Here is an 18,746-nt window from a genome sequence, read left to right as displayed (position 1 = left end):
ATATGTTAGAAAACACCTTTAACTGGCTTCTTGAGCAGCAACTATTAATCAGCTTACTGATACTCAGTTTGCTGGTTTTAGAACGCTATTCACTAAAATGGCTCAATGCTAACTTTGTCTATAAGTTATGGCTAATGTTACCAATCACATTACTGCTAGCAAATATGCCAGAGCATTTTAAGCCGCTGCCAAACAACGTCATTAGCACTATGCTGATCAGCCCCAAGCAAGGTTTTTCAACAACGATTAGTATTAGTTGGGTACTAGTTTATAGCGCTATATTTAGCATACTGGCGTTAACTGCCATCGTGGTACACCTACGGTTTATCAACCAATTACGATTAACCAATCTTGATGATAAAGTGCTGATTGACGCACATCCCGACATGCAACTATTACAAAGTAGCGCCGTTAGTACACCAATGGTTATAGGGCTATTCAGTAATCAGCTAGTCCTACCAACCGCCTATACACAACACATTGATAGCACTGCGTTAACGCTGATCATTGAACATGAAAAAGTACATATAAAACGCGCCGATAATTTATTTAATGCGCTGGCATTAATGGCCACATTGCTGATTTGGTTTAATCCACTGGCTTGGCTTGGCTACATGAGCTTTAGACGCTTGCAAGAGCTGTCGTGCGACGAAAAAGTACTGACCAATAAAACTACTCAACAACGCATTTTATACAGTAAAGCTCTGATCAACTGTGCAGCAAATAGCCGTGCAGGGTTAATAGCTTACTCACACTATGGAGATAAAAACACGATGTTACAACGACTCAATCAAATCAAACACACCGGCAATAGCTCAATGATTGCCAAAGGCGCTTTACTTATTTTTGCAGCGGGTATGATCAGCAGCTTTGCTATCGCAAAACAACCTGAAGCAATAAGTAAGGTGCAAGCTATTTCACCCATCATGCGTATTGAGCCTATTTACCCGATACAGGCAGCTGAACAAGGTATCAGCGGTTCAGTAGTATTAAAATACGATATTAGCCCAGCCGGAAAGACACAAAATGTGTCGGTTGTGAATGCCAAACCTGAAAGAGTATTCGATAAAGAGGCAAAAAAAGCGCTAATGCAATGGCAATATAAGCCTTCAAATTCAGGCTTTAAAGATGTATTGGTACAGTTAGACTTTGCAATTGACAGTAATTACAAATCAGAAGAACTGATTGAAAAGGTGACTGTTGCGGCTAAGTAAATTTTAACAACCAAGACCCTAAAGCAAGCGCCTTATTGAAGCCGCTTGCTTTAGCGTTTTAAAAAACAAAGCTTATACCAATCGACTTAAATATTTAACCATTCTAGCGAGCTAAATAAAGCGCTAACTGCGTTATAATTTTTTCAAGTAGAACAACTACATGTCAAAATTTACGCCTTGTTATCAATGTATTTATCTGTCGCTATAAATGGTCAGTAACTTAACACGATTGGTATTACAAGCACACAACAATCATAGCGACTGCAAGCAGCTAAACCAACCAGCCATGATAAAGAGCGCAGTACGTCTAAATTTAGATAGTAAAAAGCACAATATAGAACGCGGGCAATAATATGAGTAATGGCTAATAGCTCAGTAACTTGGTGGACATTATTGGTGCCCAGCACGGTGGCTAACGCTACAGCAAACACGGCCAATGATTCAAAACAATTTTGATGTGCTGCCAGCGCCCTTGCGCCAAATCCGGTGAGCTTAGACTGTTGCTCTCTTGGGTGCTTATTATCGTAGCCATCGAGCTTGTTCATTGCAAATGCCACGGGGGCCTTGGCAAAGTAAGGCATCAGTACAGCAAGTAGTGCGCAAATAAGTAATATCGTCATCGTTACTCCTAATCATAGTTTTCATTAACTTAGCACAGCTAAACTGATCGCGTAATTGACTTGAGTAATAAAAAAGCCGCAATGACTTATATGAAATAAATACAAGGCATTGCGACTAACAATAACATCGCGATAACTATAGCCCAAAAAGTTGGATTTGCAGCTGTGGCATATTGTCGCAGCAAAGATATTTTCATTTTATGGAATCTTAGTTCGCTTTAGAGCCCTGGCACTGGTAACTTATCCGCCTCTGTGAATTGCTGTTTTTTCATTATGACTTGGATCTTTTTAACTATTTTAGCCGCTTTTATGCAGTCGTGGCGCAACGCTTTACAAAGTAAACTAAGTGCGCATGTGAGTGTTGCAGGCGTCACCTTAGCGCGCTTTATACTTGCAAGCCCACTTGCTTTGGCATACCTCATTTCATTATATCTCTATCAAGATGCTCCCTTGCCCACCTTCAACCTAGCTTTTATTAGCTACATTGTCGGCGCGAGCATAGTGCAAATTATTGCAACAGGATTAATGGTGACGTTATTTAAAATGAATAACTTTGCTGTTGGTGCTGGTCTTGCAAAAAGTGAAGCTCTCGTTGCGGCTATACTAGGAGTATTATTTTTTGGCGCGACGCTATCTTTATTAGGCTGGCTTGGCGTGTTTATTGGCTCAATTGCAGTATTACTATTAAGTGGAATTGCTAACATTAAGCACTTTAGCTTAAAAACAGCCTTACTAGGCTTGGCCTGTGGAACAGCATTTGCACTTTCCTCATCATGGATACGCGAAGCAAGCCTAAACTCAGGTCTGTCGTTTCCTTATTCCGCAGCATGGGTTTTACTGCTTATTATCAGCCTGCAAACTATCATGCTATGTGGTTATATTACAGTAAGGGAACGCTCAACATTTCGCGCTATGTGGAACCATAAAAAAACCACCAGTGCGGTGAGTTTTTTAGCTGCATAGGCTCGATTGGTTGGTTTAGTGCGATGAGTTTACAGCATGTTGCCTATGTAAAAACCTTAGGGCAAGTAGAAGTATTTTTTACAATCTTGATCTCAGTTTTATGGCTCAAGCAGCCTTTAAAACGTCAAGATACCGCAGGGCTGGTGTTAATTGCTATAGCCGCAGTATTAGTCATGTTACCTTCGATATAAACAACAAAGGCGGCTCACTGCAACGTGGCCGCCTTTCGATTTTTTAATTCACTGAATTAATGGCTGATTTTCAATGTGATAACGCCGCTAATAATCATTAATACACCGGCAATACGGCCGAATGTTGCTGCATCATTATAAAATAGTATCCCTACTAAAAATGTTCCTGCCGCGCCAATACCTGTCCACACAGCGTAGGAAGTCCCCATCGAAATATCACGCTGTGCCAGCCATAACATAAAACCACTGGCGACCATAAACGCCACTGCAATGCCAATACCTAACCAGCGATTTTCACCCTCTTGCGACATTTTTAATCCTACAGGCCAGCCAATTTCCAGCAAGCCTGCAATAATTAAATAAATCCACGCCATTAATTTTCTCTCTTTTTCAATATTACATCGTACAGATCTTCACGACGATCTTTTAAGTTACGCACCGTGCCTTCACTGTGCAGAACTTTTAATTTATCCATATCTAAATCACTAAATAACAGCATTTCAGTATTGGGGGTTGCTTCATTAAGCGTAGCATCATGAGGGAACGAAAAATCAGACGGTGTTAATACCGCTGATTGTGAATACTGCACATCAAGACTTTCAACTTCTGGTAAGTTACCTACCGATCCGGCAATAACCACGTAGCATTCGTTTTCAATGGCCCGCGCCTGCGCGCAGTGGCGTACTCGTAAATAACTATTTTTGGTGTCGGTCCAAAATGGCACAAACAGAATATCGAGACCTTGTTTTGCTAAAATACGTGACAATTCAGGAAATTCAACATCGTAACAAATTTGAATACCCACGCGTCCAGCATCAGTATCAAATACCGCAATTTTGTCACCACCTTGAATCACCCAGTCATTTTGTTCATGAGGCGTGATATGAATTTTACGTTGTTCGTCAATTTTACCACTGCGATGGCATAAATAACTGACATTATAGATTTTATCGCCTTCAGCAAGCGGCATTGAGCCGGTGATAATATTCGCATTATACTCAATCGCCATACGCGACATCGCATCACGAAAAGTCTCCGTGTATTCGGCTAAATAACGAATAGCCTCGGTCTGATTTCTTTGCTCTGTAAGCCCCATTAGTGGCGCATTAAAAAACTCCGGAAAAAGAATAAAATCACTTTTGTAATCAGACACTGTGTCTACAAAATATTCGACCTGCGTGAGCATTTCTTCAACCGACTCAACACTGCGCATTTGCCATTGCACTGCGCCTACTCGCACTATCGACTTCGTTGATTCAAGTACCGTGTCGGTCGGTTCAAACATAATGTTATTCCACTCAAGTAGCGTGGCATAACCCACCGAATTTTGATCTTCCGGTAAATACTTTTTAAGTAAGCGTTTAACCTGGAAATCATTCGACAATTGAAAACTTAAAATTGGATCATACAGCTCTTTATGATCGACTTTGGCAATATATTCTGTTGGACTCATGTCACTGCTATGATTGTAATAACGCGGAATACGTCCGCCCGCCAAAATAGCCCGCAGATTATACTGACGACATAATTCTTTACGCGCATCATAAAGCCTGCGCCCTAAACGCATACCACGATGAGTAGGCGAAATAACCACATCTAAGCCATACAGCGCATCACCATCGGGGTCACTAAATACCCGGTCATGGCCGTCAACAATATCTTCATAGGTGTGCGGATTAGAAAAGCGCGTGTAATCAACTTGCACACTCAACGCAATCCCTACCAGCACGCCATCATCCACCATGCCCAACTGCCCTTCAGGGAACTGGTCAATCAGTCTAAATATAGTATGGCTTGGCCATGCACCACCTAAATCTGGATAAGCCTGATCCATCAAAGTTTTTACTTGTGGATACTGCTCTTTAGTTAAATTACAAATCTCAAGATGGGTTTTTTCTGCCGACATACACAACTCCTTTAGGCGTAGGACATTAAATTTGATAGTTCAATACGCGCATAATACGTGATCAGCTCTGAACGCTTGCTTAGTGCAGCATACCTAGCGCTGGTTTATTTTTAAGATAGCACCAACAACAGTGTTGAAGTAAGTATAAGTAGGTATAAATTTTTAGTTTTACACCTCTTTGCTCAGCTAACATTAACGCTGGTTTAGCGGTTTTCGACCTAAAGCTTAGGTTAATTGCACTTTATAAGAGTAAAAGTAATGGCCGAAATCAAGCGGCCACTACCTCAAAACAAGGTGGCTTTACTCATTTAAAGCTCATTTGCAGGTAATATTGTGATCTCATGCATTAGTGTTTGCGGTAATAGCGGCGTTGGTTTTGCAGCTACGTAGTCATCAAATCCTGCGCGATAAAATGGCGATAGTGGATGACCTGACTGGCCACCAGGAATGGCCATTATGGCGTTTTCTAAATGCCCAGGTTGAGCAATAAATCGCTGTGACGCACCAAAACTACGCCCCTGCACTGCTGGCATATAACTGTCGCCAAATCCTGGCGCTGTCGGCATATTTAATAATTTACTTAGTTGTGGTATTTGCTGTACGAATGGATGCTCAATAACCAATTCATTAACTGTCCCCCACTGCCAACCTTTTAAGTTACTGCCAAACTCTTTACTTAAATTACTGACAACTTGACTAAATGAATCAGTTAATTGTGCATCCCAATCAGCAAATTGTGGATTTAACCAGCTATCTGGTTGCTGTTCAATAAGCTGCCATATTGCCGGCTCTAAATCACGTTTAACATACTTTAATGAACCGCCCTGAGCCTGTAAATTTGCTTGCATAGCCGTAAATACACTATTGATAACTTCATCACGATAACGCCTAACCAGCGTGTAGCCTATTGACGTTGCACAGGCGCAACCTTGCCAGTTCTCTAACTCTTTTATGTACTGCTGATTAGCCGAACTATTTCTATTAAGCTGTTGCAGCAATAAGCTATGCCACGGTTGTAAAAAGCGCGCCTGATTATCATGCTGCAACTGGTTAAAATTAGCTTCATTAAAATGTTGCTTTTCATACAATCTATCACGAATTTGACTAGATCGTGCTCCCAAGGCATAACCACCATTACCAAAACGCTGGTCATCCAAAGCCGATACAACGCGAGAGTTCCCAGTCCATAAACGGCCATCAACAGGATTTTTAACTTCCGGCCTTTGCTGTTCATTATGCTGCCAAAGTGTTGAGTAGTCATTTTCCTGAACAGCTAGTTCACTGGGCTTAATACGCCCTGGAATGGCTCCCATATTTTTCCAACCCGCATTGCCTTGGCTATCTACCACCATTAAGTTTTGTACTGGAATACCCACTTCACTGGCAATCAGCAGCGCGTCATCGACAGTTGTTGCTTGTTCTAATTTCAATAAATCCATATCGACTGCATAAGGTTGATGGCCAACCCAGCTAAGCGCATAAGGCTTGCCATTTATTTCTCGCACTGGACCATACTCACTCAATGTCAGCTTATATTCTTCAATTGACCCATCGGGTAGTGCTATTTGCTCAACTTCTTGCCATGTTTTACTGTTATCAGTTAATGCTACCCAATCGGCAGTATCGAGGTAACCATTAGTAAATCCCCACGCAATATTGTTATTAGTTCCCACCACAATTGCTGGTGCGCCAGGCAAGGAAACCCCTGTCACTTGGCTCACTTTTCCTGACATTGCATAGTTAAGTTGCGCACGATACCAAATAACCGGCACCGCCATCGACAAGTGCATATCATCCGACAGCATCCCAGCACCTGTGGTAGTTAACTGCCCAGTCACCGCCCAGTTATTACTACCACGTTCTTGATTTGCATCAATCCTGAGTAAAGCTTGTAAGGTTTGCTTAGGAAATTCAGGAATAGTTAAATTATAAGGTGCGAGTGTGCTGCCATCTAAAGCCGCTTGATATTGACTGGGTTGAGTTAAAAAACTGACCATTTCTGGGCCATAAATATCGGCAATTTGAATTAACGCTTGGTCACGTTCAAAGGTCGCCGTTTGTAAATCTAAGTACATACTGTAAATCACTAACAAACTGTCTTCACTGCGCCAAGGCTTTTGCTCAGCGCCTGTTAGTAAATATTCAAAACTGCTAAAACCTACCTGTGCTAAGCCTTCGTTAACGCCAGCGGCATAACTTGTTAATAATGCTTGATCTGCTTGAGGCAATTGCTCAACAATCGCAGCGCTGCGTTTTCGTAACTGGTGGAAGCGCATTTTTTATCCAAACCTAATGCTGCTTTACCAAACAGTTCACTCAACTCACCTGCAGCATTACGGCGCAACAAATCCATTTGAAAAAATCGGTCTTGACCATGTGCGAAACCTAAACCATACGCAGCATCAAGGCGGTTCTCAGCTGAAATAACTGCTTGACCCAGTTGGTCTCGGGAGATTTTTACCGCTTGGCTGACGTGGTTACTACGCCCATTACCATCAAGCGCCGGTAAGCTAATTGACAGTACACCATAAATAACTGCTGTTGCAGCCAATCCTAAAATTACGATTGCTAACACCAACCACTTGATAATTTTAAACATGAACCAGTCCTTTCACTCTTAATTAGCTCTATCATAACCATAGTTTTATGAAAAATAATGCGCTTAGTTCGTTTTTAGATAAAATAAATCACTGTAGCAACAACCAGCTTATATGAAGTTATTCTTAATACTTTCCCCACATAACGTGCGGTTATTTAAATAAAAAACAAATAGCTCAATTGATCGGACTATTTTTATTTCCGTGATAAATTGACTATAGTTGAACAGCCAAATATTAAAAGCACAAGTCGCTAATGCCATTGTTAAAAACAGATGATCACAAACAAGTCTACAAATTTAAACTGATATTTTGGTGCTCGCTCGTTTTTATTTTATTAATCAGTTTAGTGCTTGATCAGATCAGTTATAAACGTGCCCAAGAATCTCATCGACTATTAATTTTATCTGAAGTAAGTAGTTACCGTACTCAACTTGAATCAACATTAGTATCGAATATTCAATTGGTGCGTGGTTTAGCTGTTGCAGTTGCTGCAGAGCCTAATTTAGATCAACAACGTTTTGCCCAAATTGCCGCGCCATTATTCGACACCTCATCTGAATTACGCAATATCGGTGGTGCACCTAATATGGTGATCCGCATGACTTACCCATTGGCAGGCAATGAAAAAGCCATAGGGCTAAACTTTTTAGATAACAAAACACAACGTGCAGATGCAATTCGTGCGCGTGATAACAATGAAATAGTTATGGCAGGCCCACTTACATTAGTGCAAGGTGGCGAAGCATTAATTGCCCGAGTCCCTGTGTACCTTCCCCCTGACAAGCATTTTTGGGGACTGCTCTCGGTGGTACTCGACATAGACAAAATATATAAAAGAGCGGGTATCTACGAACTAGAAGAAGACTATGATGTTGCCATTCAAGGACGCAATGGCTTGGGTCTAAAGGGAGAGTTTTTCCGCGGTAAAGCGGATATTTTAGAGCGAAACCCTCTGGCGTTTACTTTAACCTTTCAAGGTGGCGAGTGGGAAATTTTTGTTACTCCTAAAGTTGGTTGGGCACCTCCAAATTCTGCGATTTGGCCGCTGAGATTAGCAATATTTACTATTTGCGGGCTATTAATTTTAGCCTTTTTATTATTCTTAAAAATGCTCAATCGCCAGCTAAGAAATGAAAAAATGCTAGTGACAATGAGTAGTCTTGCAAAAATTGGCGCTTGGTCATTTAACCTTGAAACACAACAAGTATATTGGTCAGATATGACCAAAAACATTTTCAAATATCCGCTAGACGAACAACCGAATTGGCCAACGAACTTTACTTACTTTAAAGAAGGCGAAAGCCGTGACACGATAAAAAAGCTCGTTGAGCGAGCGATTAAATATGGTGAAAGTTACGAAGTTGAGCTCGAGGTTATCGATTCTAAAGGTAATGCTTTATGGGTGTTAGTGCATGGTGAAGCAGAAATCCGTAATGGCCGTTGTATTAAGATTTTTGGCTCTTTACAAGATATAAACGTCCGTAAATGCATTGAATTAGAAAGCAGTAAAACTGCTTTGCACAATGAGGTACTCGCCTCACTTACCGTTAATAACGCAGTGCTGACTGGTAATTTAAAACAAGCAAAAGATATTATTACACAATCAATTTGCGATGCATTTAATGTTGAACGTGCCAGTATTTGGCTGTTCAATGATGCAAGAGATCAACTGCAATCATTTGCCCATCATGGTAAACACACACCAAATAACACTGCGTTACCAGCATGGCAGCAAACTGAGTTAAATGATTTTTTTACAGCGATTGATAACCAAGCTGTGATCCGCGCCTCAAATGCACTGAGCAATAAATTTACAGCCCCGCTTACAGCGCTCTATTTAGCCCCTTTCGACATAAAATCAATGCTTTGTGTATCTATCCCTACAGGAAGCGGGGCGATTGGTATTGTTTGTGCTGAGCATTGTCAGTATCCGCGGGTATGGTCGCGTAACGAAGAAAGCTTTTTAATTGCCGTTGCCGCTTTAATTGGCAGTTTATATTCTAGCGAGCAACGTATAGAAACCGAGCAACAATTAGTCACAGCAAAAGAAGCAGCGGAACAAGCTGTAACCGCTAAAGGTGAGTTTTTAGCGAGCATGAGCCACGAAATTCGCACCCCGATGAACGGTGTGCTCGGGATGCTTAATATTGTGCAACAGACTAAGTTAGATCCTCAGCAAGCGCATCATATTGAATTAGCACAATCATCAGCGCAATCGCTGCTTAATATAATTAACGATATTCTGGATTTTTCAAAAATTGAAGCTGGTAAATTAAATATCGAAAAGATTGCTTTTAATTTACCGAAATTACTCGGTGAAGTGGTCGAGTCATTTGCCCTTAAAGTAGAGCAACATAATACTAAACTGATTTTAGATGCCACTAAAATTAATGTAAATAAGATTGTTAGTGACCCAAATAGGCTTCGCCAAATTATTAATAATTTACTCGGTAATGCCGTTAAATTTACTCATAATGGTGAAATTATCGTGAGCGCAAACTTAAAAAACACCACTAACGGGACTTTTTAGATTGCTCAATTATTGATACCGGTATTGGTATTAAAGCCGACAAACAAGCTTCGTTATTTGATTCTTTCACTCAAGCCGATACCTCAACTACTCGCCAATATGGCGGCACAGGCTTGGGCCTGGCGATTGTTAAGCAGCTGTGTAATTTGATGGATGGAGAAATCAATGTCACGAGTGTTTATGGCCAAGGCAATACATTTACTTTTTCCATTAAAGTACAGCCGCTACTGGGTAAAGAACAAGACTTACCGAGTCATTTAATTACAAACAAACATATTTTAATTGTCGATACTTGTCCGTTAAATAGCTCAATTGCGCAAAAACAACTGAATGTGTGGGGGGCACGTGCGCATATCCTCAAAAACTACCTAGCTTTGAGTTACTATCTCAATTCTAGCGATGAATTGATTGATGCTGTGCTGCTTGATTATAGCTTTTTTCAGCAAGCCGACGCCGCTGCAATTAATACATTGAAAACTTACCTAAGCAAGCATCACGTAAAACTGATCCTTATGGCACCAATGAGTTTCTCACAAGAAGCACATGCAAACTTGCCAATCGAAGCCGATTGCATGATTTTTAAACCACTAACGCCTTCGGACTTGTTTGATTCTTTGGCGAATGAAAAATTTATCGAGCAACAACAAAATAACAATGCACTACCAGCAAGTATTGCAATCAACAATACACACTTTGTAAATCAAGACAAAATCCTGCTGGTAGAAGACAATAAAGTAAATCAAGTCGTAGCCTGTGCATTACTAAAACAAGCAGGCATAAGTTTTGATATCGCTGAAAATGGTCTGGAAGCTATTGAAAAACTAAAAAACAAAACCACAGAACCATACAAGCTATTGTTAATGGACTGCCAGATGCCAGAAATGGATGGTTACCAAGCAACTAAGGCAATCCGTAATGGGGATGCGGGTGAATACTACAAAAACGTAACTATTATTGCGTTAACCGCAAATGCTATGCAAGGCGATAGAGATAAATGCCTCAGTGCAGGAATGACTGATTACCTAACCAAACCACTCGATTTTGATGCGCTTAATCCGAAACTGCAACAATGGCTTGGTAAACAATAAAGGTGTAAGCTAAGGCATAACAAAAAGAAGGATTTATTATGCAACTCACTGCTATTGAACAACGTGTGATCGGCTGCCTACTTGAAAAACAAAGCACCACACCAGAGCATTACCCGCTGTCACTAAATGCATTGACCAATGCGTGCAATCAAAAATCGAACCGAGAGCCAGTGCTCACGCTCAGCGAAACTGAAGTACAAGAGGCGCTAGACTCGCTAGTTTCCCAGCGGTTAGTTACATTAGACGAAGGGTTATCTGGACGCGTAACTAAGTTCGCACATCGCTTTTGCAATACTGAATTTGGTAATTTACAGTTAACGGAGCAACAGCGCGCTATTATTTGTTTAATGCTGCTACGTGGCCCACAAACCCCTGGTGAATTAAGAACCCGCAGTAATCGGCTCGCTGAGTTTAATAATGTTGCTGAAGTTGAGTCGGCATTAAATGCCTTGATGACTGCCGAACATGTGACTAAACACCCGCGAGAACTGGCAAACGTGAAAGCCGTTACAGCCATTTATTTGCTGATCCACAAAGTGCTGTTGCAGTAGAACCACCTGAATTACCTGCACTCAAAGCTGACGAGTTGAATGAGTTACTTGCTGAAATTGATGAGCTAAAAGCTGAATTACAAAAAATTAAGCTACATTTAGGGCTTTAAATTAAACCCTTTGAATTAGATAATAATTCCAATTGCATTAAATAGAGATCATGCTTTTAAGCTAATTGGTATAACCATGACAACCAATAATATTATTAGGAGAGCTCAGCATGCGCGCTGAAATAGTGGCAGAAATGAAAGTCCAGCCAAATATAGACGTCAACAACGAGATCACACGCCGCGTAAACTTTATAAAAAACCGTTTAGTGGCAGCACATTCACGCTCTTTAGTGCTGGGGATTAGTGGCGGTGTAGATTCATCTACCTGTGGTCGCTTATGCCAACTCGCCGTTAACGAATTAAATGCGCAGCAGCAAACCGACAAGTATCAATTTATTGCGGTTCGCTTACCGTATGGTGTGCAAGCTGATGAAGCTGAAGCGCAATTGGCTGTTGATTTTATTCAACCAAATAAACGCCTAACAGTGAATATTAAACCCGCAGCAGACGGCATGCATGAGCAAGCATTAGCGGCAGTGGTAGGTTGCGGTGATGCACTGCCGGAACAAGCACAAATTGATTTTATAAAAGGTAATGTGAAAGCCCGCCAACGCATGGTCGCGCAATATGAAATTGCCGGACTGTGCCAAGGCCTCGTTGTTGGTACTGATCATAGCGCCGAGAACATTACTGGCTTTTATACTAAATTTGGTGATGGCGCATGCGACTTAGCGCCATTATTTGGCTTATCAAAACGCCAAGTACGCGCATTAGCCAAGCAGTTAGGTGCACCCGATTTACTCGTTAATAAAGCGCCAACAGCCGACCTAGAGTGTGATCGCCCTGGCCTTACTGATGAAGAAGCCCTTGGTTTAAGCTATGAACAAATTGATGACTTTTTAGAAGGCAAAGAAGTCAGTGACGAGGTAAGTGAAAAACTCATCGCAATTTATCTACGCACTCAACATAAACGCCAAGCTATTCCAACCATTTACGACGATCTTTAGGCTGTCATAAGTTCATAAACCGTAAATGACACTTCTAGGGCAATTAACAATAAGAAAAATGTGATTAATTGCCCGCTTTTCACTTTAGCACAAACATAAGCCCCTAACGGTGCTCCTACTACAACCACTGGAATAGCCGCTAATAAATACGACTGTATTTCGCTGCTTAAGCTATTGAAGAACCATACGTTAGCAATGCTTGCCACTACAGACGTTATTGCCATGATAATCACCGAGGTTGCAGTCGCTTTTTGAATATTAGCGTTGCAGGCGATAATCAATAACGCAAAAATAGCAATGTCAGCTCCCGAACCAACTAAGCCAGATGCAACTCCTCCAATAACAGCAACTAATGCAACTGTAAATGTACTAACGTGTATATCGGTTTGACTACATACATGTTGCACCCTGCAATAAATACGCCATAAAAGAGTTAATGCGAAGCATATTAAAAGTACGCTAAAGACTCCTTTAACCACCAGTCTTGGTAATTGATCGGCAATAAAAGTAAGGCTTAGTAATACGCCAACTAATGCAGCAGGAGCTGCGATTAATACCACTTGGCGATAATATGGAATACCAGTAAAAATAATGGTTAATGCGGCCGCACTCATACCAAAACTTTGAATCGCTAACGAGAATACTTTTGCGGTTACAGGATCTATTGCCAGTAACTTAGCCATCACAGGAAATGCTACTGCGCCACCACCAAGTGCAGTGCCACCAGCAACAAAAGACCCAAAAGCCATAGTCACAACAATGCTAAACTCTGCGATAACACTTTGTAGCGCAGCATTTGCGCCTTGCCAAGCAATTAATGAACAATACACGCCAGCAACAAATAACCAGGGGATCATACGCAGTTTATGGATCGGTTTAGGTGGTGATTGCATAGTTACAGATCATAAATTGAAGTTTTATTATTATGCCTGACAATCATCGCAGAGCAAATGATCGCAACTGTTCGTTACGGCGTACAAACAGATTGTTATATGAGTGCAATATCTTTGCAGTAAAGATGAAATAGTTCTGTAATTTAGTTTATAGTTGTTAGTAAACACATGGCAATCCAGCTCATCGCATTAAAAAACCTAAGGATTTGTATTTAGTTATGACATCGCCCATTTTAATAACAGGTGCCGGCCAACGTATTGGTTTAGCACTGGCAAAACATTTTATAGCCCAAGGGCAAGCTATTATCGTTACTTACCGAACTCGCCATCCCGCTATTGATGAATTATCTGCCCATGGTGCTGTATGTGTTTACGCAGACTTTAGCACTGACAACGGCATTAATGAGTTTGTCAGTCAATTAAAGCTGCACACAAATAGCTTAAAGGCGGTGATCCACAATGCATCGAGTTGGGACTGCGAAGCGAATAATCCAGATAGCAGTACGCTATTTGATAACATGATGCGGATCCATGCAAAAGCACCTTACTTAATTAACTTAGCGCTTAGCGAGTTACTGTTAAATTTTCAGCAACAGCAGCAACACCCTGCTGATATCATTCATTTAACTGATTATGTTGTTGAAAAAGGAAGTCCAAAGCATATCGCATATGCCGCAAGTAAAGCCGCCTTAGAAAATATGACAAAATCATTTGCAGCTAAGTTTGCCCCGAATATTAAAGTGAACGCTATCGCCCCTTCATTAATTATTTTTAATGATCACGATAGCGATGAGTACCGAGAAAAAACCCTTAAAAAATCATTAATGGGCATCGAGCCTGGTTGTCGCGAAATTATAAACAGCGTCGATTTATTGCTTAGCAGCCATTACATCACGGGACGTTCTTTACCCGTAGATGGTGGCAGACATTTAAAATAACGGATTAATCGAGAAATTTATGCACGATCAATTAAAAAATAGTTACCACGAAATTATTACTGCTGTAGGTGAAGATCCACAACGTGAAGGCCTATTAGACACGCCAAAACGCGCCGCCAAAGCGATGGAATATTTGACCAAAGGCTATCGTCAAACATTAGAAGAAATTACCAATAATGCGGTATTTACTTCTGATGCAGATGACATGGTTTTAATTCAAGATATAGAGCTTTATTCGATGTGTGAACATCATTTATTACCATTTGTAGGGCGCTGTCATATTGCTTATATTCCTAACGGCAAAGTGCTGGGTTTATCGAAATTTGCGCGTATTGTTGATATGTTTGCACGCCGCTTTCAAATTCAAGAACAACTGACTCATCAAATCGCTAAAGCGGTTGAAGAAGTCACCGGTGCTAAAGGCGTTGGTGTAATAGTGGAAGCAAAACATATGTGTATGATGATGCGTGGGGTTGAAAAACAAAACTCAAGTATGCGTACGTCGGTAATGCTAGGTAACTTCAGAGCCGATCCAAAAACCCGCAATGAGTTTTTACAACTTGTAAAAGGCTAATCCTATGGCCAATGCAATTATCCATGTAACTAACTTACGGCTGCGCACTTTTATTGGCTTTAACCCCGATGAACGTGAGAAAAAGCAGGATGTAGTGATCAATTTAGAAATTCACTATCCTGCTGAGCAAGCCTGTGAAACGGATCAAGTTGAACAAGCACTTAATTATAAAGTGATCACCAAAGAAGTGATTAGTATTGTTGAGCAAGGTCACTTTTTATTGCTTGAAAAACTAGTGGCAGAAATACTCAGTGTTTGCCATAGCCATAGCAGCGTGAATTATGCAAAAGTGCGAGTTGATAAACCTCACGCTTTGCGTTTTGCAGATTCAGTATCGCTAACACTCGATTGGAGTAAAGCTTAAAGCAACTTATCCAGCCCAACGGCAAAGGCTAGTACAAGCAAGTAACGTGCGCCTTTGCCAAGGGTAACCAGCCATAAAAATGTCCACCAGCGCACTTTAAAAATGCCTCCTACAACTGTTAGCGGATCACCAATAATTGGTAGCCATGCCAACAACAGGCTATAAACACCATACTTTTCAAAGCGCTCTGCAGCCTTATAGATACTTGCCTGTGACACGGGAAACCATTTCCGATCCTTAAAACGTATGACTTGCGTGCCTAACCAGTAATTAACGCAACTACCTAGTACGTTACCAACTGTGGCACTGAGCCATAACAACCAAAGTAAATATTCTCCTTTGGTCACCATTGCTGTGAGTACCACTTCTGATGAGCTTGGCAATAATGTTGCCGAAATAAACGCAGTAAAGAACAGAGTTAAATAAGCCATCTAAGCCTTTATTAATACATATAAAAAACCCAGCATTTGCTGGGTTTGATAAAAATGAAGAGTAGTTTATTTTATCAATTGTAAGCTAAATGGGTAGTTAAACTCTTTACCGTCATTAGTTTTGATTGCGCCAATCACCACCATAATAAACGAGAAAATAGCGACTATAGGTAATAGAATTACTCCGATAACTGCAAACATCAAAATCAAACACACTATATATGCTATGAACATAGTGATTTGAAAGTTAAGCGATTTACGCCCATGTTCAGCCACTAATGGCATTTCGTCTTTTTTTATTAACCAGACAATCAGCGGACCGATGATACTACCCATAGGTATAATAAATCCGGCTAATGCGCTTAAATGACATAACATCGCCCACATACGCTCATCTTTACTCGTTATAACTGGTTCAACCTGTTGATTATCTTCCATTACCATCTCCTTATTTCGTTAATACCTATATGCTGACCTTTTTCAGTCTTAATGTCTAGATTTTAATCAGCGTCGTCGATACTGCTAAGCTCGAGCAAGTGTGCAAAACCACAACACTTAATTTAGACAAAAAATTAAGACGTAACCTAAGTCACGCCTTAATTGTAAAACACTAAAATCAGTTATTACTTTTTTAATACCAGCTAAATCTAAGATAAATGCATAATTTAGAGCTGTATCTTGAAGGCTTTTAAAACGCCCAGATGCGCCACCATGGCCTGCTTCCATATCAATTTTAAACAGTAATTTATTATCATCGGTTTTAAACTCACGTAATTTTGCAACCCATTTTGCTGGTTCAAAATATTGCACTTGAGAATCATGCAAACCTGTGGTGACCAACATATTTGGATACGCTTGTTTACTCACTTGATCGTACGGTGAGTAAGACAGCATATAATCATAATATAGTTTGTCATTTGGGTTGCCCCACTCGCCGTACTCGTTGGTTGTTAATGGTAAGCTCGCATCTAACATAGTGGTCACTACATCAACAAATGGCACAGCCGCAACCATCCCCTGATAAAGCTCTGGTGCTTGGTTTGCCACGGCGCCCATTAATAAGCCGCCCGCACTGCCGCCCATCGCGAATATTTTATCTTGCGCACCATACTGCTGGGTAACTAAGCCTTTGGTTACATCAACAAAGTCATTAAAAGTATTCTTTTTATTGAGTAGCTTGCCATCTTCATACCAAGGACGACCAAGCATCTGCGAGCCACGAATATGCGCGATAGCAAATACAAAGCCTCGATCAAGTAAACTCAAACGGCTACTAGAAAAACTTGGATCCATGGTTGCCCCATACGACCCATAGCCATATTGTAACAATGGATTAGTGCCATCTTTTTTGAATTTATCTTTGCGATAAACTAAACTCACCGGTACTTTTACGCCATCTCGCGCAGTAATAAATAGTCGCTCCGATGCATAATTATCGGCATTAAAATCACCGATCACTTGTTGCTGTTTTAACAGTGTTTTCGTTGTGCTATTCAAATCGATATCATACGATGAACCAGGCGTCGTCATACTGGCATAATATACTCGTAAGCTTTCGCTATCTAATTCATTATTACCATATGTACTGACCATATAACTGCTGTCATTAAAGCTCAGCTGCTGTTCATCACCCGACTTTAAGTTGCGTATCGTTAAACGAGATTGCCCCATTTCACGCTCTTTATACACTAAATGGTCAGTGAACAAATCGATGCCTTCAAGCTTAATATCATCACGCGCAGCGATCAGTGTTTGCCAATTCGCTTTGTCGTGCGCTTTATCTTTATCCACCGTCATTAGCTGAAAGTTTACTGCGTTAAGGTTAGTGACTATGTAATAAGTATCACCGAGTTTAGCAATATCATATTCTAGGTTTTCTTCACGTTCAATTAAGCGCTTTGGCTGTGCCTTGACGTCATTAGCATCAATTACCGACACACCTGAAGCGTTAGTACTGCCATGCCAAATATAAATTTCTTGTTTGTCTTTACTCTTACCAAGGCCAGTGTAATAACTTGTGTTAGTCTCTTCGTACACTAACTCATCTTGTGCTTGTGACGTACCTAAGGTATGGCGATAAACCTGATAACCTAGCAATGTCTGTAAGTCTTTTTTAATGTAATAAAAAGTTTTATTATCATTCGCCCAGACGATATCACCATCTGTCCCTTCGAGCTTATCTTCTAGTAATTTACCGGTCTTTAAATCTTTCACTAAAATAGAGTAGATTCGTCGACTTACCGTGTCTTCACCATATGCTAATAAGTGACCATTTGGGCTGACAGATAAACCTGTTGCCGCGAAATAGTCATGGCCTTTTGCCAACTCATTTACATCTAATATAACGTGTTGATCAGTGCCCTTATCATCGCTACTGCGAACATAAGTCGGGTATTCATTATCCCCTCGCGTTTGCGATGAATAATAATAATCGCCACTTTTAGTTGGCACGGAGTCATCATCTTTTTGAATGCGCCCTTTTAACTCTTCAAACAAAGTAGTTTGTAAAGCTTTAGTATGCTTTAGCATCGCATCAGTATAGGTATTTTCTGCATTAAGGTGTGCTATGACAGCTGCATCTTTTCGTTCATCGTCACGCATCCAATAGTAATTATCGGTGCGCGTATCACCATGAATAGTCATTTCGAAAGGGATCTTATTGGCTACCGGTGCAGTTACATTAACCACTGCAGCTTCACTCTGTACAGCCTCGGATTTTATATTATTTTGTTCTGGAGCTTTATTACAGCCCGCTAAAATAGCTAACGACAAAGCCGCTAACGCAAATGATTGACGTGTTTTCATAGTATTCCCTAGAGTTATTAT

Annotated in this window: 10 protein-coding genes and 6 pseudogenes; 8 read left to right on the top strand and 8 right to left on the bottom strand. The window is 40.7% G+C overall.

The features are described 5' to 3' along the window. The first annotated feature begins 2 nt into the window (after window positions 1-2). Window positions 3-1,214 carry a M56 family metallopeptidase gene (locus P4S61_RS09495; protein WP_337118193.1) on the top strand — a complete coding sequence of 404 codons (1,212 nt, stop codon included), beginning with the start codon at window positions 3-5 and terminating at the stop codon, window positions 1,212-1,214. A gap of 235 nt (window positions 1,215-1,449) precedes the next feature. Here P4S61_RS09495 and P4S61_RS09490 read toward each other — a convergent pair. Next, window positions 1,450-1,834, bottom strand: a pseudogene (locus P4S61_RS09490) (MAPEG family protein). A 273-nt stretch (window positions 1,835-2,107) separates the two neighbouring features. Between P4S61_RS09490 and P4S61_RS09485 the strand changes: the two are divergent. Continuing rightward, window positions 2,108-2,988, top strand: a pseudogene (locus tag P4S61_RS09485) (multidrug transporter). 56 nt (window positions 2,989-3,044) lie between these two features. Here P4S61_RS09485 and P4S61_RS09480 read toward each other — a convergent pair. From P4S61_RS09480 to P4S61_RS09470, 3 genes and pseudogenes are all read right to left on the bottom strand, one after another. Beyond that, window positions 3,045-3,362 carry a DMT family transporter gene (locus P4S61_RS09480; RefSeq protein WP_087531228.1) on the bottom strand — a complete coding sequence of 106 codons (318 nt, stop codon included), beginning with the start codon at window positions 3,360-3,362 and terminating at the stop codon, window positions 3,045-3,047. Next, the gene (locus P4S61_RS09475; protein WP_145239976.1) at window positions 3,362-4,894 is read right to left on the bottom strand and encodes a bifunctional GNAT family N-acetyltransferase/carbon-nitrogen hydrolase family protein; all 1,533 of its coding nucleotides are present in this window, start codon (window positions 4,892-4,894) and stop codon (window positions 3,362-3,364) included. The genes P4S61_RS09480 and P4S61_RS09475 overlap by 1 nt, the downstream gene beginning before the upstream one ends. A gap of 308 nt (window positions 4,895-5,202) precedes the next feature. Then, a pseudogene (locus P4S61_RS09470) lies at window positions 5,203-7,493 on the bottom strand (penicillin acylase family protein). A gap of 254 nt (window positions 7,494-7,747) precedes the next feature. Between P4S61_RS09470 and P4S61_RS09465 the strand changes: the two are divergent. From P4S61_RS09465 to nadE, 3 genes and pseudogenes are all read left to right on the top strand, one after another. Then, window positions 7,748-11,112: pseudogene (locus tag P4S61_RS09465) on the top strand (ATP-binding protein). A gap of 38 nt (window positions 11,113-11,150) precedes the next feature. Further along, window positions 11,151-11,773, top strand: a pseudogene (locus P4S61_RS09460) (YceH family protein). Between the two features lie 110 nt (window positions 11,774-11,883). Then, window positions 11,884-12,720 carry an ammonia-dependent NAD(+) synthetase gene (gene nadE, locus P4S61_RS09455; RefSeq protein ID WP_149982194.1) on the top strand — a complete coding sequence of 279 codons (837 nt, stop codon included), beginning with the start codon at window positions 11,884-11,886 and terminating at the stop codon, window positions 12,718-12,720. Here the strand turns inward: nadE and P4S61_RS09450 are convergent. Further along, window positions 12,717-13,613 carry a sulfite exporter TauE/SafE family protein gene (locus P4S61_RS09450; RefSeq protein WP_182819426.1) on the bottom strand — a complete coding sequence of 299 codons (897 nt, stop codon included), beginning with the start codon at window positions 13,611-13,613 and terminating at the stop codon, window positions 12,717-12,719. The two genes, nadE and P4S61_RS09450, sit on opposite strands and share 4 nt — an antisense overlap. Window positions 13,614-13,831: 218 nt before the next feature. Between P4S61_RS09450 and folM the strand changes: the two genes are divergently transcribed. From folM to folX, 3 genes are read left to right on the top strand one after another with little or no spacing between them, the layout of a single operon-like run. Next, on the top strand, window positions 13,832-14,551 hold the full coding sequence (gene folM / locus P4S61_RS09445) for a dihydromonapterin reductase (protein WP_149982195.1): 720 nt from the start codon (window positions 13,832-13,834) through the stop codon (window positions 14,549-14,551). A 19-nt stretch (window positions 14,552-14,570) separates the two neighbouring features. Beyond that, window positions 14,571-15,125, top strand: coding sequence for a GTP cyclohydrolase I FolE (folE, locus tag P4S61_RS09440; protein ID WP_145239988.1), 555 nt, complete (start codon window positions 14,571-14,573; stop codon window positions 15,123-15,125). Window positions 15,126-15,129: 4 nt separating this feature from the next. Continuing rightward, window positions 15,130-15,489: a dihydroneopterin triphosphate 2'-epimerase gene (gene folX, locus P4S61_RS09435; RefSeq protein ID WP_145239990.1), complete on the top strand. Its 360-nt coding sequence runs from the start codon at window positions 15,130-15,132 to the stop codon at window positions 15,487-15,489. On the opposite strand, the gene P4S61_RS09430 is transcribed toward folX, so the two are convergent. The 3 genes and pseudogenes from P4S61_RS09430 to P4S61_RS09420 form a co-directional block, all read right to left on the bottom strand. Continuing rightward, on the bottom strand, window positions 15,486-15,920 hold the full coding sequence (locus P4S61_RS09430) for a YqaA family protein (RefSeq protein WP_337118191.1): 435 nt from the start codon (window positions 15,918-15,920) through the stop codon (window positions 15,486-15,488). The two genes, folX and P4S61_RS09430, sit on opposite strands and share 4 nt — an antisense overlap. 66 nt (window positions 15,921-15,986) lie before the next feature. Next, a complete protein-coding gene (locus tag P4S61_RS09425) occupies window positions 15,987-16,358 on the bottom strand; it encodes a DUF4870 domain-containing protein (protein WP_145239994.1) in 372 nt (123 codons plus the stop codon). Window positions 16,359-16,547: 189 nt separating this feature from the next. Then, window positions 16,548-18,725, bottom strand: a pseudogene (locus P4S61_RS09420) (S9 family peptidase); the annotation flags it as partial. Window positions 18,726-18,746 lie beyond the last annotated feature (21 nt).

The organism is Pseudoalteromonas sp. B160 (assembly GCF_037162485.1).
Taxonomy (GTDB): Bacteria; Pseudomonadota; Gammaproteobacteria; order Enterobacterales; family Alteromonadaceae; genus Pseudoalteromonas; species Pseudoalteromonas rhizosphaerae.
Note: the sequence above shows the minus strand (reverse complement) of the source record. Positions and strands in the feature narration are given on the sequence as shown.